19 protein-coding genes are annotated in these 18739 nt (G+C 53.1%); 7 read left to right on the plus strand and 12 right to left on the minus strand.

Features of this window, described 5'->3' with window-relative positions; all coding sequences use genetic code 11:
• The first annotated feature begins 88 nt into the window (after positions 1-88).
• The 7 genes from yedA (at position 89) to ACI2KB_RS17920 (ending at position 8028) form a co-directional block, all read left to right on the plus strand.
• Positions 89-988, plus strand: a complete 900-nt coding sequence (yedA, locus tag ACI2KB_RS17890; RefSeq protein WP_404636506.1) for a drug/metabolite exporter YedA — start codon at positions 89-91, stop codon at positions 986-988.
• Positions 989-1036: 48 nt separating this feature from the next.
• On the plus strand, positions 1037-2374 hold the full coding sequence (locus ACI2KB_RS17895) for a DEAD/DEAH box helicase (RefSeq protein WP_404636507.1): 1338 nt from the start codon (positions 1037-1039) through the stop codon (positions 2372-2374).
• A gap of 224 nt (positions 2375-2598) precedes the next feature.
• Positions 2599-3675: a dTDP-glucose 4,6-dehydratase gene (rfbB, locus tag ACI2KB_RS17900; protein WP_404636508.1), complete on the plus strand. Its 1077-nt coding sequence runs from the start codon at positions 2599-2601 to the stop codon at positions 3673-3675.
• Positions 3672-4577, plus strand: a complete 906-nt coding sequence (rfbD, locus tag ACI2KB_RS17905; protein ID WP_404636509.1) for a dTDP-4-dehydrorhamnose reductase — start codon at positions 3672-3674, stop codon at positions 4575-4577. Before rfbB ends, rfbD begins: the two co-directional genes overlap by 4 nt.
• Positions 4574-5464 carry a glucose-1-phosphate thymidylyltransferase RfbA gene (gene rfbA / locus ACI2KB_RS17910; protein WP_404636510.1) on the plus strand — a complete coding sequence of 297 codons (891 nt, stop codon included), beginning with the start codon at positions 4574-4576 and terminating at the stop codon, positions 5462-5464. Before rfbD ends, rfbA begins: the two co-directional genes overlap by 4 nt.
• 36 nt (positions 5465-5500) lie before the next feature.
• Positions 5501-6418: a glycosyltransferase gene (locus ACI2KB_RS17915; protein ID WP_404636511.1), complete on the plus strand. Its 918-nt coding sequence runs from the start codon at positions 5501-5503 to the stop codon at positions 6416-6418.
• Positions 6419-6717: 299 nt separating this feature from the next.
• Entirely contained in the window at positions 6718-8028 is a 1311-nt protein-coding gene (locus ACI2KB_RS17920; RefSeq protein WP_404636512.1) for a hypothetical protein, read from the plus strand.
• A gap of 42 nt (positions 8029-8070) precedes the next feature.
• On the opposite strand, the gene rffA is transcribed toward ACI2KB_RS17920, so the two are convergent.
• The 12 genes from rffA to ACI2KB_RS17980 all read right to left on the minus strand — a co-directional run bounded on the left by rffA (position 8071) and on the right by ACI2KB_RS17980 (position 18734).
• On the minus strand, positions 8071-9198 hold the full coding sequence (gene rffA / locus ACI2KB_RS17925; RefSeq protein ID WP_404636513.1) for a dTDP-4-amino-4,6-dideoxygalactose transaminase: 1128 nt from the start codon (positions 9196-9198) through the stop codon (positions 8071-8073).
• Between the two features lie 96 nt (positions 9199-9294).
• Positions 9295-9669, minus strand: coding sequence for an EamA family transporter (locus ACI2KB_RS17930; protein ID WP_404636514.1), 375 nt, complete (start codon positions 9667-9669; stop codon positions 9295-9297).
• Complete coding sequence (locus ACI2KB_RS17935; RefSeq protein ID WP_404636515.1) at positions 9662-10588, minus strand: hypothetical protein; 927 nt, start codon at positions 10586-10588, stop codon at positions 9662-9664. The genes ACI2KB_RS17930 and ACI2KB_RS17935 overlap by 8 nt, the downstream gene beginning before the upstream one ends.
• Positions 10585-11247 carry an acetyltransferase gene (locus ACI2KB_RS17940; protein ID WP_404636516.1) on the minus strand — a complete coding sequence of 221 codons (663 nt, stop codon included), beginning with the start codon at positions 11245-11247 and terminating at the stop codon, positions 10585-10587. The genes ACI2KB_RS17935 and ACI2KB_RS17940 overlap by 4 nt, the downstream gene beginning before the upstream one ends.
• A 2-nt stretch (positions 11248-11249) precedes the next feature.
• The gene (locus ACI2KB_RS17945; protein ID WP_404636517.1) at positions 11250-11876 is read right to left on the minus strand and encodes a methyltransferase; all 627 of its coding nucleotides are present in this window, start codon (positions 11874-11876) and stop codon (positions 11250-11252) included.
• The gene (locus ACI2KB_RS17950; protein WP_404636518.1) at positions 11863-12786 is read right to left on the minus strand and encodes a glycosyltransferase family 2 protein; all 924 of its coding nucleotides are present in this window, start codon (positions 12784-12786) and stop codon (positions 11863-11865) included. Before ACI2KB_RS17950 ends, ACI2KB_RS17945 begins: the two co-directional genes overlap by 14 nt.
• Entirely contained in the window at positions 12783-13478 is a 696-nt protein-coding gene (locus ACI2KB_RS17955; protein ID WP_404636519.1) for a WbqC family protein, read from the minus strand. Before ACI2KB_RS17955 ends, ACI2KB_RS17950 begins: the two co-directional genes overlap by 4 nt.
• 304 nt (positions 13479-13782) lie before the next feature.
• Positions 13783-15285 (minus strand): hypothetical protein, encoded by a 1503-nt coding sequence (locus tag ACI2KB_RS17960; protein WP_404636520.1) that lies wholly within the window; start codon positions 15283-15285, stop codon positions 13783-13785.
• Positions 15286-15327: 42 nt separating this feature from the next.
• Positions 15328-15696, minus strand: a complete 369-nt coding sequence (locus tag ACI2KB_RS17965; RefSeq protein ID WP_404636521.1) for a GtrA family protein — start codon at positions 15694-15696, stop codon at positions 15328-15330.
• Positions 15697-15758: 62 nt separating this feature from the next.
• On the minus strand, positions 15759-16700 hold the full coding sequence (locus ACI2KB_RS17970; RefSeq protein WP_404636522.1) for a WxcM-like domain-containing protein: 942 nt from the start codon (positions 16698-16700) through the stop codon (positions 15759-15761).
• Positions 16687-17637 carry a glycosyltransferase family 2 protein gene (locus ACI2KB_RS17975; RefSeq protein ID WP_404636523.1) on the minus strand — a complete coding sequence of 317 codons (951 nt, stop codon included), beginning with the start codon at positions 17635-17637 and terminating at the stop codon, positions 16687-16689. The genes ACI2KB_RS17970 and ACI2KB_RS17975 overlap by 14 nt, the downstream gene beginning before the upstream one ends.
• Complete coding sequence (locus ACI2KB_RS17980; RefSeq protein ID WP_404636524.1) at positions 17634-18734, minus strand: DegT/DnrJ/EryC1/StrS family aminotransferase; 1101 nt, start codon at positions 18732-18734, stop codon at positions 17634-17636. The genes ACI2KB_RS17975 and ACI2KB_RS17980 overlap by 4 nt, the downstream gene beginning before the upstream one ends.
• Positions 18735-18739: the final 5 nt, after the last annotated feature.

Raw genomic sequence — 18739 nt, forward strand, 5'->3', positions numbered from 1 at the left:
GAATAAAACCCAGTTGTAACTGATTCTGTCGCAATTTCCTCTCTACACTGGCTCACCATAAAAAACACAGATCCTGGTTGAGCCTTTCATGCCTGCTTCCCGCCGCTTTCCCCTGTTGCTCATCGGGGCCTTTTTCGCGCTTTACGTGATTTGGGGCTCGACCTACCTCGCCATTCGCATCGGTATCGAAACCTGGCCTCCGCTGATGATGGCCGGCGTTCGCTTTACCATCGCAGGCTCAATTTTGTTTGCCTTCATGCGCCTGCGTGGGGCACCCATGCCCACCTGGAAGCAATGGAAGGCGTCGGCCATGATTGGCTTCCTGCTGCTGGCGTGCGGTAACGGCGCCGTGACCCTGGCCGAGCACAACGGCGTGGCCTCGGGCGTGGCGGCATTGGCCGTAGCGGTGGTTCCTTTGTTCACGTTGCTGTTCGGACTGATCTGGGGCCATCGCAACACCCGGCTGGAGTGGGCGGGCATCGTGCTCGGCTTGATTGGCATCGGTTTGCTCAACCTCGGCTCCAACCTTCAGGCCAGCCCCTTGGGCGCTGCATTGGTGATCTTCGCAGCAGCCACCTGGGCGTTTGGTTCGGTCTGGAGCCGCTATCTGCCACTTCCGCCCGGCGCCATGGCCAGCGGCTGCGAAATGCTCAGTGCGGGTGCGATGATGCTGATCGGCAGCTACCTCAGCGGCGAACGCATGACCCAATCGCCGGGCGTGTCCGGCTGGCTGGTGATGGCCTATCTGGTGGTGTTCGGTTCCATCGTCGCGTTCAGTGCCTACATGTACCTGCTGAAGAACGTACGCCCTGCTGCGGCGACCAGTTACGCCTACGTCAACCCGGCAGTGGCCGTCCTGCTGGGCGTGTTGTTCGCCGACGAACACATTGGTCCCGCAGAAATGGCCGCCATGGCCGTGATCATCAGCGCCGTGGTGTTGATCGGCTTGCCGCAGTGGCGCAAGCAGAATCTGGTGCAGACAGGGTAAACTGCGCGCGATTGCGCCACGCGCTGACCCTTTTGCAACGGTACTCCCATGACATTCGCCACACTCGGCCTGATCGACCCCCTGCTGCGCGCGCTCGAAGCGCTCGGTTACCAGACACCCACCCCCGTTCAGGCCAAGGCCATCCCCCCCGTGCTGGAAGGCCGCGACCTGATGGCCGCTGCGCAGACCGGCACCGGCAAGACTGCAGGGTTCGCCTTGCCGCTGCTGCAACGCCTGACGATGGAAGGCCCGAAAGTCGCGCCCAACTCGGTGCGCGCGCTGGTGCTGGTGCCGACTCGTGAGTTGGCCGAGCAAGTCCACGAAGCCATTCGTCAGTACGCCGAACACCTGCCACTGACGACCTACGCGGTCTACGGCGGCGTGAGCATCAACCCGCAAATGATGAAACTGCGTCGCGGCGTCGATGTGCTCGTGGCCACGCCGGGGCGTTTGCTCGACCTGAATCGCCAGAACGCCGTGAAATTCTCCCAAGTGCAGACCGTCGTCCTCGACGAAGCTGACCGCATGCTCGATCTGGGCTTCTCCGAAGAACTGCGCAGCGTCTACGCCGCGTTGCCCAAACGTCGGCAGACCCTGCTGTTCTCCGCCACGTTCTCCGACCCGATCCGCGCCCTGGCCAGCCAGATGCTGAACAACCCGCTGAGCATCGAAGTCAGCCCGCGCAACGTCGCAGCGTCTTCGGTCAAGCAGTGGATCGTGACCGTCGACAAGAAGCGCAAAACCGAACTGTTCATTCATCTGCTGAAAAAGCAGCGTTGGGGGCAGGTACTGGTGTTCGCTAAAACCCGCGTGGGTGTCGACCAGTTGGTAGAGCGTCTGCAAGGCCTGAGCATCAACGCCGACGGCATTCACGGCGACAAGCCACAAGCGACCCGCCAGCGCGCACTGGACCGGTTCAAGACCGGGGAAGTGCAAATTCTCGTCGCCACCGACGTCGCCGCCCGCGGCCTGGACATCGACGACCTGCCTACCGTCGTCAACCTCGACTTGCCCATCGTCGCCGAAGACTACGTACACCGCATCGGCCGTACCGGGCGTGCCGGACAGACCGGTGAAGCGATCTCGCTGGTCTGCGCCGACGAAGTCGAATTGCTCAGCGCCATCGAAGTGCTGACCCGTCAGACGTTGCAACGCAAGGAAGAGCCGGATTTCATTCCGGACCACCGCGTGCCGGTCACGGATGCCAGCGGACAGATTCTCAAGAAACCGAAAAAGCCGAAGAAGCCCAAAGTCAGCGGCGGCGGTGGAAAGCGCAATCTGGGCAAGTGGGTTGATAGTGGCGAGACGGTGGCCGATGTGCCTGCGGTGAAGTCGGTGAGGAAGGTGCCTGCGTTTAATACGGGGCCGAGGAAGCGTAAGCCGTGAGGTGTTTGTCGTTATTGGCGAAATGAATCAATAAACATCTGTGTTATTAATGCTTACATTTGGCGCTAAAATGCTCGCCGTTTTTCTCGCTGGGCGTGCCGAACTCGATGCGGGCGTTTCAGTCGGATGAGTCTTGGTGCCGGGGTCGTGTTCGCCGGCATTCGCTTTCATGGATCAGATAGCCGCGCTTTGCGGCCGTCAGCAACTCAAGGTACGAAACTCGCGTGAAAATCTTAGTCACCGGCGGCGCTGGCTTCATTGGCTCAGCAGTCGTGCGTCACATCATTTCCAATACCACTGACTCTGTCGTTAACGTCGACAAATTGACCTACGCGGGCAATCTGGAGTCCTTGCAGAGCGTTGATCAGAGCGAACGCTATGCGTTCGAACACGTCGACATCTGCAACCGTGAAGCGCTGGATCGTGTATTTCGCGAGCATCAGCCCGATGCCGTGATGCATTTGGCCGCCGAGTCCCATGTCGACCGCTCCATCAGCGGCCCGTCCGAATTCATCCAGACCAACATCATCGGCACCTACGCGCTGTTGGAAGCCGCTCGCGGTTACTGGTCGACCCTTGATGACGCTCGCCAGTCGGCGTTCCGTTTTCACCATATTTCGACCGACGAAGTGTACGGCGATCTGGAAGATCCCGAAGACCTCTTCACCGAAACCACGCCTTACCAGCCAAGCTCGCCTTACTCGGCCAGTAAAGCCAGTTCCGACCACCTCGTTCGTGCTTGGGCTCGCACCTACGGCCTGCCGACGCTGGTCACCAACTGCTCGAACAACTACGGGCCGTTCCACTTCCCGGAGAAGCTGATCCCGCTGGTCATCCTCAACGCGCTGGAAGGCAAACCTCTGCCGATTTACGGCAAAGGCGACCAGATCCGCGACTGGCTGTTCGTCGAAGACCACGCCCGCGCGCTCTACAAAGTCGTGACAGAAGGAGAAGTGGGTGAGACCTACAACATCGGCGGTCACAACGAGAAGCAAAACATTGAAGTCGTGCGTACCGTGTGTGCCTTGCTCGATGAACTGCGTCCGGACTCGGCTTTCCGTCCTCACGTTGATCTGTTGACCTACGTGCAGGATCGCCCTGGCCATGATCTGCGTTATGCGATCGACGCCAGCAAAATACAGCGCGAACTGGGTTGGACCCCGGAAGAAACGTTCGAATCCGGCATTCGCAAAACGGTCCAGTGGTACCTCGACAACCCTGAGTGGGTGGCGCACGTGAAGAGCGGCAGCTACCAGCAATGGATCGACAAGAACTACGCCGCACGAACCGACAAAGCATGAAGATTCTTCTGCTGGGTAAAAACGGCCAGGTTGGCTGGGAGCTGCAGCGAGCGTTGAGTGTCTTGGGTGAAGTGGTCGCGCTGGACCGTCGCTCTGCCGTAACGCCTTACGGAACGCTTTCGGGTGATCTGTCTGATCTCACCGGTTTGCGTGCGGCGATCCGCAGCTTCGCGCCCGATGTTATCGTCAACGCTGCGGCCTACACGGCCGTCGACAAGGCCGAAACGGAGCGCGAACTGGCGCACACCGTGAACGCCTTGGCGAGCGGCGTCATGGCTGAAGAAGCCAAGGCGCTGGACGCATTGCTGGTGCATTACTCCACTGACTACGTGTTTGACGGCACCGGCACCACACCATGGCGCGAAACGGATGCCGTTGCCCCCGTAAACTACTACGGCGCTACCAAGCTGGAGGGTGAGCAACTGATTGTTGCATCGGGTTGCAAACACCTGATCTTCCGCACCAGTTGGGTGTACGCCGCACGCGGCAACAACTTCGCCAAGACGATGCTGCGCCTGGCCAGAGAACGACAAACGCTCAGCGTGATTGTCGATCAGGTTGGCGTGCCTACCGGTGCCGACCTGCTCGCTGATGTTGCCGTCGCTGCCCTGCAGAAAACCTTGGTTGACCCCGCGCTCTGTGGCATTTACCACTTGGCGCCTGCGGGCGAGACATCGTGGCACGCGTACGCGAGTTACGTCATCGAATTTGCCCGGACGAACGGCGAGCCGCTGGCCGTGGAAACGATCAATCCTATCGCCACCACCGAATATCCGACGCCCGCAAGCCGTCCCCTGAACTCTCGCCTTGCGACGGATAAACTTCGCAACGCCTTTTCCCTACACTTGCCGGATTGGCAAAGTGGTGTAACCCGCATGCTTATGGAAGCTTTGAACAAATGAACACGACCAATCGTAAAGGGATCATTCTGGCTGGCGGTTCAGGCACTCGCCTGCACCCGATCACACTGGGCGTGTCCAAGCAAATGCTGCCGATCTACGACAAGCCGATGATTTTCTATCCGCTGTCGGTCTTGATGCTGGCAGGCATGCGCGAAATCCTGATCATCTCCACACCCGAAGACCTGCCTGCATTCCGCAAGCTGCTGGGTGATGGCAGCCAGTACGGCATCCAGCTGACCTACGCTGAGCAACCAAGCCCGGACGGCCTGGCACAAGCGTTCATCATCGGTGAAGAGTTCATTGGCAACGACCCATGCTGCCTGATCCTCGGCGACAACATCTTCTACGGCCAGCACTTCTCAGATAACCTGCGCGCGGCTTCCGAGCAGACCGAAGGCGCAACCGTATTCGGCTACCACGTCAACGACCCAGAGCGCTTCGGGGTTGTCGAGTTCGACGCCAGCGGTCGCGCACTGAGCATCGAAGAAAAGCCTGCCAAGCCGAAATCGAGCTATGCGGTGACTGGGCTGTACTTCTACGACAACCAGGTCGTCGAGATCGCCAAAAACATCAAGCCATCCGAGCGTGGTGAGCTGGAAATCACCGACGTGAATCGTGTTTACCTAGAACAGAAGAGCCTGACTGTTCAGATGCTAGGCCGTGGTTTCGCCTGGCTCGACACCGGTACTCACGAGTCCCTGCTGGAAGCCAGCCACTTCGTCCATACCATCGAACAGCGTCAAGGCTGGAAAGTGGCGTGTCTGGAAGAGATTGGTTATACCAATGGCTGGATCACGGCTGAGCAAGTGGCTTCCCAAGCGGAGAAGCTGAAAAAAACTGGGTATGGCCAGTACCTGCAGAAGTTGCTGGATCACGACCAGATCTAAAATAGTCATCGCTTGCCAATCAGGACCGCCGACAACATGTCTTCCGACTTTCCCAAGGTTGCCGTGTTGTTGGCTGCCTATAACGGCATGGCCTGGATTGAGGAACAACTGGCCTCAATCCTCGCGCAAACTGGCGTTAACGTGGATGTCTACATCAGTGTTGACCCATCGAGTGACGGCACTGAGGGTTGGTGTGCCGAGTTTGCTCTACACCATAAGAATGTATTTCTTTTGCCCGCCGCAGGCCCGTTCAAAGGCGCCGCACGCAATTTCTTTCGCCTTATTCGTGACGTCGACCTAGACGGCTACGACTTTATTTCCTTCTCCGATCAAGACGACATCTGGTATCCCGATAAACTGGCGCGTGCTGTCGAGCGCTTGAGAACGGATGACATTGATGGCTACTCAAGCAATGTGATTGCGTTCTGGCCCAATGGCCGCCGAATGCTTGTCGATAAGGCCCAGCCGCAAGTGCAGTGGGATCATCTTTTTGAAGCGGCGGGGCCGGGGTGTACCTACGTGTTACAACCAGTGCTCGCGGCTGGATTCAAACAGCTGATCATCGATCAGTGGGACAAGGTGCAAGAGGTCGCCCTACATGATTGGTTCTGCTACGCATTTGCGCGAAGTCATGGGTTCAAGTGGTTTATAGATCCGGTGCCAGGGATGGATTATCGGCAGCATGCGCGTAATCAGGTGGGGGTGAATGCGGGGCTGAAATCTGGGTTTTCACGATTCCGACGCCTTGTAGACGGCTGGTGGTTTGATCAGGCTCAATTGCTCTCCATTCTGACCGGCAGATCGAACAACCCAATAACTGACAGCCGGAAGCGTGCTTTTTTTGCCGGTATTGCGATCCATTCGATGCGTTATAGAAGACGCAGGAGGGATCAATTAATGCTGATGGCAGTGGGTTGCATCAGCTGGTTTGGCAGTTTTTGGCATGGCCGGTAGTTGACGGCTGTGAAAGCTTGGGACATGGAACAAGGCTGTTACTAATGAAACTAGACCGGTTGTTAACAAAGAGTGTGCCTATTAGAAGCCTTTTAATAGCCGTCTCAGTCGTTTTCTTCTGTTTCCTTTTAGAGGGGCGTGTCGGGTTCAGTCTATGGGACGAAGGGTTTCTCTGGTATGGCGTGCAGCGTGTGTTGCACGGTGAGGTCCCGATTCGGGACTTTATGGCCTACGACCCTGGACGATATTATTGGTCGGCTACACTAATGAGCCTGTTCGGGAGCTCCGGAATCGTTGGAGTGCGAATAACGGTTGCTATCTTTCAAGCAGCTGGGCTGTTTATAGGCGTTTTGTTGATAGCAAGTGCGGATCGCTCTGCAAAAAAAAATGTTTTGTTCAGTCTTCTTGCTGCTGCTGTATTGATGTGCTGGATGGTACCAAGACATAAGTTATTTGATATTTCATTGTCCATTTTTTTAGTTGGCCTGTTGGCGTACCTAGTACAGTATCAAACCGCCAAAAGATATTTTATCGCTGGCTTAGGGTTAGGCTTGATTGCCATATTCGGCCGCAATCACGGTATGTACGGGTTGGCAGGAAGTCTAGGTGTGCTTATTTGGTTGGTTTGGAAGCATGCGGAGGATGCGCAACCGATTAGAGGCGTGTTGTATTGGGGGCTTGGCGTTGTAGCTGGCTATTCACCGCTGCTCGTGATGGTATGTTTTATCCCTGGTTTCTTTCGTGCATTCTGGGAAAGCATTCTATTCTTATTTGATCAGCAAGCGACGAATCTTCCCCTTCCTATTCCGTGGCCGTGGACCGTAAATTTTTCGGGGACAACGCTGATCCAGGGGACCGAATGGTTTGTGGTGGGTATATTCTTTATCGCTTTACTCGTCTCCGGCTCTGCACTGCTCGCCTTTACTCTCTATCAGAGGTGCAGAGGGCGTGCGGTGTCCCCAGTCCTAGTAGCATGTGCTTTCTTGTCGCTGCCGTATGCACATTATGCGTACTCCAGAGCTGATATAGGGCATTTGGCCCAAGGAATATTTCCGATGCTGATCGGTCTGTTGGCGCTGGCAGGTTCGCTCCCAGTGACTCTGAGGTGGGCAAGTGGCCTGATACTGCTTCTAATGAGTGTACTTGCCTCAATCGAACTGCATCCGGTTTGGCAATGCTACGCACGGGTAGCATGCGTGGATGTCACCGTTTCAGGCAGTGAGTTGAAAATTGATCAAGACACCGCTGGTGCTATCGATCTATTGCGAAAGTTGACGAGTGAATATGCCGCTGATGGTCGAAGTTACCTTGTCGCACCCTACTGGCCAGGTGGGTATGCGATAAATGAGAGAAAGTCACCCATGTGGGAAGTTTACGCGTTATTTCCCCGCAGCGAATCTTTTGAAAGGAAAGAGATTGAAAGGATAGAAGAGGCGCAACCAGGCTTCGCTGTTATTATGGATGTCCCTTTGGACGGTCGGCAGGAGTTACGCTTTCAGAATTCGCACCCCTATATTAATAAATACATAACAGAAAATTTTATATTGCTGCCGAATTCACCAAGTCCGGCATATAAAATATACAAGAGAAAAAGCCAGGTAGATCAATGAAGCCTCGGCGCATTGGGCTCACCCAATGCGCCGCTGACTTAGTTAAAAGTAGAAAGACTCCGTCACTTTGTGCTGCTGTGCCTCTGTCAGTCCAACCCACAGTGGAAGCCTCACCAAACGCTCTGCGGCTCGATTGGTTACCTCCAGGTCGCCGCAAGTCCTGCCATAGCGCTGCCCGGCAGGCGAGGAGTGTAGGGGGACGTAGTGAAATACTGAAGAAATCTCTTTTTTTCGGAACTCGTCAATGATGAGCTGTCGATCCACCCCGTCCGCTAAGAGTACGTAGTACATGTGGCCATTGTGCTGACAGTCGGCGGGTACGATAGGCCTACGCAGGAGGCCTTTCGATTCAAGTGGTTCTAGCATTTCATGGTACCGCTGCCAGCTATGTAGACGATCAGCAATGATTTTCTCGGCTTCCTCCAGTTGTGCCCAGAGAAATGCTGCGATCAATTCGCCTGGCAGAAATGAAGAGCCGACCTCCTGCCAAGTGTACTTGTCCACTTGCCCACGGAAGAAGCGACTGCGATCTGTCCCTTTTTCCCGAATGATTTCTGCACGCTGGGCCAGTTCCGGAAGGTTTACGAGTAGGGCACCGCCTTCTCCGGAAATGACGTTCTTGGTCTCATGAAAGCTGTAAGCTCCTAAATCACCAATACTGCCCAACGCCCGGCCTTTGTATGTAGACATGACTCCTTGCGCCGCATCTTCCACAACTTTGACATTATGCCGCTGCGCAATCGACATTATCGTATCCATCTCGCAGGCAACCCCAGCGTAATGAACTGGTACGATCGCACGGGTGCGGCTAGTGATAGCTGATTCAATCAATCGCTCATCGAGATTAAGAGTGTCTGTACGAACGTCGACGAAAACAGGAACGCCTCCGCGAAGAACGAAGGCGTTCGCCGTAGAGACGAACGTATAAGACGGCATGATTATTTCATCACCGGGTTCGATATCCAGCAGCAGTGCCGCCATCTCAAGGGCTGCGGTGCAAGAGTGTGTGAGCATTGCCTTGCTGCAACCGGCACGCTCTTCCAGCCATGAATGACAACGCTTTGTGAACGGCCCATCCCCCGCTAGACGGCCATTGAAATGAGCCTCTGCGATGTAATACAGCTCTTTTCCTGTCATGTGAGGCCAGTTGAAGGGAATGCGATCAGTCATAGCTGTGAGCCTTCTAAATCTATGGGGGATGCTGGCCCCGCCAAAATTCTGTATGTATCAATTACGTGCAGAGCGCCTGCTTGCCGATGTGCGCGCTCAACCGCGAGCTGCGACTATTGTCCCAGTGACAATCAGTAACACGCCCACTACTTTCTGCATCGATACGGGTTCATGCAGGAACCATCCCCCTAACAACAATACGATAACAAAATTAAGACTCATGAATGGGTAAGCATGGCTGAGGTCGAATTTTGTCATGGCTGCCATCCAGGCAAGTGAGGCCAAGAACGCGGCCGCGAAGCCTGAAAATATGGCGGGATCGAAAAGCAAAAAAATTAGAAACTTGAGCTTTGCAAACATTTCTGTAGGAAGTGCGCCCATTCGAGCGATCCGCCATTTAAGAATAAGTTGGCCGTAAACAGTAAAAAAAATTGTAGCAGCGATGTAGGTATAATCTGAGAGCTTAGTCATGGTCGTACTCCAGGACAGCAAGGCCCATGCCTGTCTGCCCATAAGCATTTCCGTTGTACAGCATGTAGCGACTGCCTGCGTGATCGAAAACGTATGGATACTCGATCATTTCGGAGTCCCAACCTGATTCCGATACGCCTATTCCCACCAATTCATCTTTCCTTTGCCATGTTACGCCGTCTGCCGATTCTGCATAGCCAATGCGATAAGAATCTCCACGCATCGAATACCACATCCGCCAGCGGTCGGGGTCTTTAATGACTGCGGGTCTGGAGATGGCGTATTCGCCGACGTGAGAAAAATCGATGGCTACAGTGCCATCTCGATGCCAGTGAATACCGTCGTCAGATTCTGCATACTTTATGTGGTAGCTATGCTCTGGCTTTCCGTCCTTGATATGCCATTCTGTACATGACAGATACCACATCTTCCAGACGTTATTATCTACAATAACGCAGCAACTTGCGCAGAAATGAGGCTCATTCATAGAGCGGTCGAGGATGGGGCCAGAAGCGTATCGCTTAAAAGCTTCGCCTTCTTGCGAAATCGAAAGACCGATTGAATTTCGGAACGGGACAGTAACGCCAAGATTCCAACCGATATAGTATAAGTACCTTTTTTCACGTTGATGCACTAGCCAAGTAGCCATTGCGCCGCTGTCATCAAATTCACCTAATACGCCTGGTTCCAGCACCGGGGATGGCGATGTTTCCAGGATGATATTAGGTTCTAATAGGTCAATTATGATATAAGCGGTATGGCTTCGGTTAAACACGTCGCGACTGCTAAAATAAATTTTAAATATGTTGTCATGGAGGTGCTCGGCAATCGGAACTGCCGCATAACCTTTCATCCAGACATGATCACTGGTAGGGCTAAAAATAAGGCCAAGTTTTTTCCACCTCATCTTCGAATTCATATTTTTCTCAGCTTGGTGCTGGGGACTCGGGAGCGTTCGGTTGCATTGCCAATATAAACGCCATCCGGTTCGGCATCCGACAATATCAATGCCCCCGCGCCAATCACGCATCGTTCGCCGATCTTTATGTGATCTCGCAAGGTTGCGTTCACGCCAATAAAGCATTGTTCAAAAATTTCAACACCGCCTGAGATCACAACATGTGATGCAATGAATGTGTGATCGTGGAGGGTAGAGTGATGACCAATGTGATTGCCACTCCAGAGTGTGATGTTATTGCCTATAGTGACAAAAGGCTGAATTGTGTTGTCTTCCAGTATGAAACAGTTTTCGCCGATTACGCCGCCATTCAGGACGGTCGCTGCCGAACTGATGAAGCTGGCGAGTCTGTAGCCCATTGATTTAGCTGTCAGATATTTCTGCTTTCGAGTTTCGTTAAGCTTTGAATAACTCAGTGCTATGAAACAATCGTGAGTGTCTGGAGAGTACGCCAAGTGGAGCGTTTCGAATGGTACGACAGGGAGATCGCAGAATTCATTGCTCGTGATGTATTCCGCATCTACACTAAACGCCACGACACGGTAGTCAGAATCCGCGTTAAAGTAGTACAGCGCTAGTTGTGCAATATCTCCAGTTCCGAAGATGACGAGATTCCTCATTATTATTTCCTTACCAGTACGGTGAACTCGTAAAGGCCGTAGTCATGAAGCAGTGCTACTTGCCGAGAGTATCTTTTTTTACAGATGTCAAACAGCTGGCAGGGGTCAGCGTAGTATAGGTAGTCTCGTTTTCTGTCTTGGTCGGAGTAAGAGGTAAGGCAGTTGAATGAAAAGCCACTTTTGCTGGACAGGTTGACGGCATCGAGAGTTTGAATGATATAGTCCAGCCATACTGCATCGGGCTTGTCTAGCCGAACATTAAATATTCCACTTGCAATGGAATAGTCAGTTACAGTATCTGATTTGTGACCGACAACTAGGCGTTGGTTTTGATGAGGTTGCAACCGAGCGTCAGCAGCCTTAATCATGCTCTCAGATATATCGACACCCACGTACGAAAAATCACGATAGTAAGATTCGATGTAGTCGAATAGCGCTCCATAGCCACAGCCGATATCAGCAACTGAGAAGTGTTCGGGCTGAGAGATGATTTTGCAGAGCTCTACAAAGCGTTGAGTTTGACTGAGTTCGCCATTCCAATCCACGCCCTGTGGTGTACTTCCGTGCAATGCTAGTTTGCCAGAATAGTAATCCGACACGCTGCCAAGAATATCGTTATTGTTTTCCATAAGTTTGCCTCACGATGGTGTAAGGACGTTGTTTGGTTTCGGAGAAAATCTTGGAAAGGTAGATGCCCACCACGCCAATGAATGAGATGATCATTCCTCCTAGAAGCCAAATGGAGCCCATGACCGATGTCCACCCGCTGAGTGGGTGCTCCAAGAATAGCCAGTTGACGAGTAAGTAGATGATGTAGAGCGTTGCCAGAGTAGATATCGAAAGACCGATATAAAAAATCGCGATCAGCGGTGCGTTGCTGAAGCTTGTGACTGAGTTAACGAGAAGAGAAAGCTTGCGACGCAATGTATAGGTCGTTTCACTGGTGCTATGTTTTTTCACCAAGTGGGGCAGTTGGTCGAAGCCGGTGATATGCCAGAGTCCTGCCATGAAGACTTCTCGTTCGCGGTGCCTTAATAGCGCGCTGACATATCGCTTGGTCATAAGGCGTGCTGTGACTACATTTTTGGGAAGGGCCAAGCCGGTGAGGGCCTTGAAAAAGGTATAAAACCAGTGTCCGGACCAACGTTCAAACCAGCCACCCTTGCGCTGCTCCTGCATGCCATAGACTACATCACACTTAGCTTGTACCAGATGCTCAAAAAATGGTGCCAGAAGCTCGGGCTCTTCTTCTAGATCACTGTCCAGAAGAAAAATATGGTCACCGCTGGCGTGATCCAGCCCGGTCATCATTGCTTTGTGATGCCCGAAGTTACGAGACAGATCGATGACGCTGACATGTGGATCTTTCTGCGTGAGAGCGACGGCGATATTCAAACTATCATCTGGAGAACCGTCATTCACCAAGATGATTTCATAGTCATTCCCCATGAGCGTCTGTGCTGCCATCGTCGCCCTGGCATGAAACTCGTCGATATACCGTGCAGACTGATAAAGAGTTGCTACGATAGACAGTTTCATTTTTTAACGTATCTCATAAATTGCGGAGCCTCTTTTCCGCAGTTGAAAAGTAGGTCTAAGATGGTGACGTGATGCGTAAACGCCCCCCAGAGTTGAGGGTGCTCTGGATATCCTGCGTAGTTAAACCAAGTCAGTGTCAAACCCCGGTCTAAAAATACGTTATTGTCGATGTAAGTCTTTGCTGATGGTCCTGATATATATTCCGTGCCGCACGCCTGTAAACAGAGCTCGGCGAGCCTTTCGGATTTACCGTTAACGAGGTCGTAGTCCGAGGATAGTGATATTTTTGTGTTTATATTGAGATAGTCGCATATTGCGCGGATCAGACAGTAATTCAGACTAGACAGGTGGGTGTGAGTCATTTCTAGGTATAAAGGCTTTAGCCAGCGCGAAATCTCTTCAAAATAGGGCGACCGGGTATAGTTTTGGTTAAGCGCTTTCCAGTGCTCTTCGGCCCACTCATTACCATTTATTTCAGTGTCTTGTATTTTTTGTAGGTATTTCCCTTTAACTTTTACAGGGACAGTTAGCCACTGTAGCTGCTGAGGTGTCTTTATCTGATTGCGGTTGCGCCAATCTCGTTTCGTGTACTGCATGTCGTCATACAATATAAACTCGTCGACGGCGGCGATGAGGTCGAAATAACCCTTCCATGGTATGTAGTTGGATTGGAGTATCGCTATTTTTTTCAAGGAGACTCCCCGTTGTCTACGCTCATCATTGAGATATATGTATTACTGCACCGAGATGCATGCTTTTCTTCAGTGGAATATCTTAGTAGTTCGCGGGAAAGCCGTCATCCTTTTTTTGTATGCCGATGACTGAGTACGGTCATGGACGAAGCCGTTCCGCCTGACGAGGTGGGCGAATAATTTCCGGTCTCGCAAGATTTCCAGTGGTGGGCCAGGGGAATGCCAGGCGTCACGCTATGATTCTGTTATGGAAGGAGGGGAAGGGGCGCGTATGCTCAAGCGCGCCCTCTTGGAAAATTAGATATTAGATGAGATCGCGATTGGGCTCCGAACTCACCTGTTTTTTTATCTTGTTTACGATCCTGATGATGGCGAGGCCGATAGAATTCGCAAAATAGAATCCAATTATAAAAATTGCGAGAGCGATGACGGTGATCTCATAGCTTGCCACCGACATCCAAGGGCCTTGGCGACTGAAGTAATACTGCCACTCCACGCTTTGTAATCCCATGGATTGTGAGGAAGCAACTAATGTCTCGCTTTTGAGCAAGAGCGCCGGGAGGACTGCCATCACTGCTGCCGCGAAGCACCAGATTCGTCGTGGGATGGACCAGGTCTGGAGGCTTAGCAGGAGAATCGCGATCGGTAGTATGCCTACCCATTGTCTGCTTTCAGATCCAAAAAATAGTGCGGGTACGAAGCACAGTAACGCGATTTCCGGACCTTTATCAGTGCGTTCAGACATACCTTTGAACAGCAAGCCGGCTACCGCAATCAGTACGGCCGGATTCAACCCGATAAAATGCGACACAATTGGCTTAAAGGGAAGTGCCAATGTCTGGGCATACATGAAATGCAGTAAGGGTGGGCCTTTGAAGCCAGTGGCCCAGTTAACTCCGAAATACATGATCGCCAAGTTGGCAATGAGTAAGATTGTCGCAACGACTAGTTTAGGAACGCTAATCAGATTCCAACTGGCTGGATCGAAAATACGTCGGCTCAATGCCCATGAGAATATCAACGCACCGGCGAATGCTGCAGCAATGGATAGGGATTTCAGCTCAATCAGCGCTGTCATGCCATTGAGGATTCGGGAGTGTTGAACGATGAACTCATCAGGCAGCGTGGACGCTAAGGACGTAAAAAGTTTCGTCAGGATGCCCATTATGAGTAAGGTCGCGACACAACTACCCAGCAACAGAAGCTTATCTCGGGGTTGTTGGGCTAGCGTGGGTTGGGCGCCTCGTGGAGGGTACACTGAGAGGATGAACGGGATAACAAATAGCCCCGGCATGACCCACAGTGAAGCGAATGTCGTGAAATACAGCATCTTCTGACGTCCTGTTGCCCAGGACCAGATAGCTAGACAGGACATAAATAGCGCGGTGTTGTCGCTCAGGATGGGGTAATAAACTGGCATAACGACAAAAGGCCAGCTAAAGACGAGTGTTGCCGTGGAGAGTCGAGTCACAACTACGGATCTGCCAAGGGATTTCAGCGACTCTGAGAATAGTCCCGCAGAAAGTGCCATCAAAAAGATATTTACGGCGGTCTGGATGTGAATTAAATCAAGACCTCTGAACCCCAGCAATGCAGCACTGATAGCCGGTATGAAGCCGGGTAGACGAGTCACATGATAGGGGTCATTTTGCAGAAAAGTGCCGTTTCCAATGTCCTGTATGACGCTAAGATACCCAGCCCCATCCCACCCCGCGCCATTGTTAACGGGAATGGTTCCGCAGATAAGATAGAATATGATTAGTGTCGCGAAGGTGGCTAGCGCGATGAGCCGACTGTCTTTGTTCATGTTATTTTTGCACGACTCTGGATAGGAGGGCGAAACTCATGTTTAGTCACGTTCCGATGTGGTGTTAGCGGCAGCTCTCGCTTGAGCAAAGAAGATTTTTGATAAAGCAAATGTGATAGGGATTGTCATTATCGTCGAAATCAGCGGTGCAATTCGCTCGTCCAGTCGGAAAATTTCTACCCATACCCAAATGATGCCCATGCTGGACAGATACTGAGTTAGATATATGATCGGCATACCCATAAAGGACCTGATTCCTTGATGGGTGCCGAATACAAAGTATCGGTTCAGCAGATATGCTAGAACTATCCCGGTCAGGTAGGACAGAGAGTAGCTGGTCTTGTAGTCCAACCAGTTCAGCAAAATTAGATACATCCCGTATGTCAGGGCGGTGTTAATACCGCCCGACATCAGGAATCTTGAAAACCGATTGTTTCGCAGTATCCAGAGTGCCTGGCTAATCGTCATACTCATTAACGTACGAGCGACTTGAATTCATCATAATTACGAACGTAGTCTGCGGCGTCATAGTAGTGAGAAGCGAACACCATCAGCACTGCATCTTGGGAATACCGGTACTGGATACCCCACGTCATAGGCGGTAGGTGAATCCCCTTGTTCGGCCTGTCCAGCACAAACTCTTCACGGTTGACGCCATCGTCGGCGACTACATGCACAGAGCCTTTGACGGCGACCAGGAATTGATGGCATTCACGGTGAGCGTGTTCGCCGCGGGTCTCGGCTGTTGGTACGTCGTAGACGAGGAAGTAGCGTTCAGTCTTGAATGGGATAGAGCGGTCGAACTCACCGGCTGAAAGGCTGCCGCGAATGTCCGCAACTTCTTTCATGGTGTGCAGCGTCACACCCTTGACCGACGTTTCCAGAACGCCGGTTTCGTCAGCTTTTTGTTCGGCTTCTACGTTCGCGGACGCCGGTTTTGCATCTACATAACCAATGATCTTCGCCGGGTTACCGACGACGATAGCGTTGGGTGGAATGGAGCGAGTGACCACCGCGCCTGCGCCGATCATGGCATTGGTGCCGATGGTCAGGCCTGGAAGGATGGTGCAGTTGGCGCCCAGTGACGCACCTTTACGAATGATCGTGCGCGCGAAAGTCTGCGGATAAACCTTGCTGCGCGGAAAAATATCATTGGTGAAGGTGGCGTTGGGACCGATGAACACATCGTCTTCGATTGTGATCCCATCCCACACCTGAACGCCACATTTCAGAGTCACACGGTCGCCGATGATGACATCATTCTCGATGAACACGTTGTCGCACACGTTGCATTCACGACCTAGAGTCGCGCCCGGCAAAATGTGAGCGAATGCCCACACTCGGGAGTCCTGCCCGATCTTTTCTGATTCGCACAGCGCGTGGCTGTGAACGAAGAAATTCCTATTGCCGCTCATTCTTGTCTCCAAAATCTTCAACCCGCATTGGAATTGCCAACGGCCGGTTCTTTGTATTCTCGTAAGTGCGCCACGCGTAGGAGCCCACAATGCCCAGCCCCAGCAGGTTCAGGCAACCCAGAAAGGTAATCGCGAGCATGATCATCGCGTAACCGGGGACCTCGATCATACCGTGCAGTTTGGCGGCAAGTGTAAAGACGCCAAACAGCGCAGCCAGAGTCGAGCCGAACGCGCCGACACGGGTGAGCAGTCTGATGGGCAAATCAGTGAATGAGAAGACACTGTCCATCAGATAGTTAACTTTCTTGCGCAGCGTCCAAGCTGATTTGCCATGAACCCGCTCTTGGCGAGAGTAGGTAACGACTTCGCGGCGGTAACCCAGCCAGAAGATCTGCGCGATCAATGAACTGTGGCGCTCATCCAGCGTCAGCAGGGTATCCCTAAACGCCTTATTGCAGGCGAACATGTCGACGCCGCCTGGCGGGATTTCAGGAATGACGTAGCGACGATACAGGCCCCAGAAAATTTTAGACGCCGTGCGAGTCGCCCATGGATCCTGACGCCCTTCGCGCACGCCGACCACGACGTCGATGTCGTTACGCAGCAGAACGCGGTTCATTTCCAGAACCAGTTCAGGCGGTTCCTGAAGGTCGGCGGCCATCACCGCGAATCGATCACCGCTGCCGTTCTGCAGACCCGTGCGAATTGCCATAAACGAGCCGAAGTTGCGCGAAAGCAGAACGAGCTTGGAGCGGAATGGTTGCGAAGGCAACGCGTCCCGCAAGATCTCGTAGCAGCGATCCGGACTGCCATCTATCACGAACACGACTTCCAGCTCGCTGTTCAGCTCTACGTTGAGAGCAGACACCGCCACCAGTAGATCGGGCAGGTTGCTCTCATTGCGATAAACGGGGATGACCAGCGTCAGCAAAATCATTGCTCCTTGGAGAAGTAGGCTTTCACAGCCTCAATGACGCGATCCACTTCTTCGTCGGTCAGGCCGGGGAAGCAGGGCAGAGAGATGACGGTGTCGCATGCTTGCTCGGTGACGGCCAGCGTACTGGCTGGTGCCGCGTGATAAGCCGGTTGTTTGTGGTCAGCGATTGGGTAGTGAACATCAGTGCTGACCAGCTTCTCCTTGAGCGATGCTGCGAACGCAGTGCGGTTCTTGACCCGTACGACGTACAGGTGAGCAACATAGTCTTCGTCAGTCGAAACTGGCAGTTGCATGTCCAACGTGGCGAATGCGGCGTTGTAGCGTTGTGCGATCGAGCGGCGCTGAGCGTTCCAGCCGTCGAGCAGCGGCAGTTTTACGCGCAGGATGGCAGCCTGCATTTCATCCAGACGGCTATTGCGGCCACCAGGGATTGCAACCTGGTACTTCTGAGACCAGCCGTATTGGCGAAGTTGACGAATGCGAGCGGCGAGTTGGTCGTCGTGGGTGACCACCGCGCCACCATCGCCCAGTGCCCCCAGATTTTTGGTCGGGTAGAAGCTGAAGCAGGCGATGGTGCCGAAGCTGCCCGCCTGTTTGCCATTGCGGCGAGCACCGTGAGACTGAGCGCAGTCTTCCAGCACTGGAACGCCAGCTGCCGAAGCGATGCGTACAATCTCTTCGATGTTGGCCAGCTGGCCGTACAGGTGAGTAACGATGATTGCCGCAGGCTTGCTGTCGAGTACGTCTGCCAGCGCTTTCGGGCACATGGTCAGTGTCGCGGCATCGACATCGACATATACCGGCTCTGCGCCAATGGCATGGATGGCGGTACTGCTGTAGAAGCCGGCATTTGCGATGGCAACCACGCGGCTGCCTTGCTCCACACCCAGACCACGAAGCGCAAGCTCCAAGGCTTCAGAACCGTTGGCTACGCTGACACAATGGTTGACGCCCACGTAGTTGGCGAATTCTTCTTCGAACAGCTTGACCTCGTTACCGAGGATGTACCAATGGCTGTCCAGAACGTTTTTGAGGGGGCTGAGAAAGTCGATGCCCGCATTTGCCCTGGTCGCGGAGAAAAGAACGATGTTTTCCATGGGAA

This window comes from Pseudomonas sp. NPDC088444 (assembly GCF_044900175.1).
In the GTDB taxonomy this organism is placed as follows: domain Bacteria; phylum Pseudomonadota; class Gammaproteobacteria; order Pseudomonadales; family Pseudomonadaceae; genus Aquipseudomonas.

Excerpts from the sequence above, each read along its gene's own strand:
- yedA (WP_404636506.1), top strand. The coding sequence starts at position 89 with ATGCCTGCTTCCCGCCGCTTTCCCCTGTTGCTCATCGGGGCCTTTTTC.
- ACI2KB_RS17895 (WP_404636507.1), top strand. The coding sequence starts at position 1,037 with ATGACATTCGCCACACTCGGCCTGATCGACCCCCTGCTGCGCGCGCTC.
- rfbD (WP_404636509.1), top strand. The coding sequence starts at position 3,672 with ATGAAGATTCTTCTGCTGGGTAAAAACGGCCAGGTTGGCTGGGAGCTG.
- rfbA (WP_404636510.1), top strand. The coding sequence starts at position 4,574 with ATGAACACGACCAATCGTAAAGGGATCATTCTGGCTGGCGGTTCAGGC.
- ACI2KB_RS17915 (WP_404636511.1), top strand. The coding sequence starts at position 5,501 with ATGTCTTCCGACTTTCCCAAGGTTGCCGTGTTGTTGGCTGCCTATAAC.
- rffA (WP_404636513.1), bottom strand. The coding sequence starts at position 9,198 with ATGACTGATCGCATTCCCTTCAACTGGCCTCACATGACAGGAAAAGAG.
- ACI2KB_RS17930 (WP_404636514.1), bottom strand. The coding sequence starts at position 9,669 with ATGACTAAGCTCTCAGATTATACCTACATCGCTGCTACAATTTTTTTT.
- ACI2KB_RS17935 (WP_404636515.1), bottom strand. The coding sequence starts at position 10,588 with ATGAATTCGAAGATGAGGTGGAAAAAACTTGGCCTTATTTTTAGCCCT.
- ACI2KB_RS17940 (WP_404636516.1), bottom strand. The coding sequence starts at position 11,247 with ATGAGGAATCTCGTCATCTTCGGAACTGGAGATATTGCACAACTAGCG.
- ACI2KB_RS17945 (WP_404636517.1), bottom strand. The coding sequence starts at position 11,876 with ATGGAAAACAATAACGATATTCTTGGCAGCGTGTCGGATTACTATTCT.
- ACI2KB_RS17950 (WP_404636518.1), bottom strand. The coding sequence starts at position 12,786 with ATGAAACTGTCTATCGTAGCAACTCTTTATCAGTCTGCACGGTATATC.
- ACI2KB_RS17960 (WP_404636520.1), bottom strand. The coding sequence starts at position 15,285 with ATGAACAAAGACAGTCGGCTCATCGCGCTAGCCACCTTCGCGACACTA.
- ACI2KB_RS17965 (WP_404636521.1), bottom strand. The coding sequence starts at position 15,696 with ATGTCGGGCGGTATTAACACCGCCCTGACATACGGGATGTATCTAATT.
- ACI2KB_RS17970 (WP_404636522.1), bottom strand. The coding sequence starts at position 16,700 with ATGAGCGGCAATAGGAATTTCTTCGTTCACAGCCACGCGCTGTGCGAA.
- ACI2KB_RS17975 (WP_404636523.1), bottom strand. The coding sequence starts at position 17,637 with ATGATTTTGCTGACGCTGGTCATCCCCGTTTATCGCAATGAGAGCAAC.
- ACI2KB_RS17980 (WP_404636524.1), bottom strand. The coding sequence starts at position 18,734 with ATGGAAAACATCGTTCTTTTCTCCGCGACCAGGGCAAATGCGGGCATC.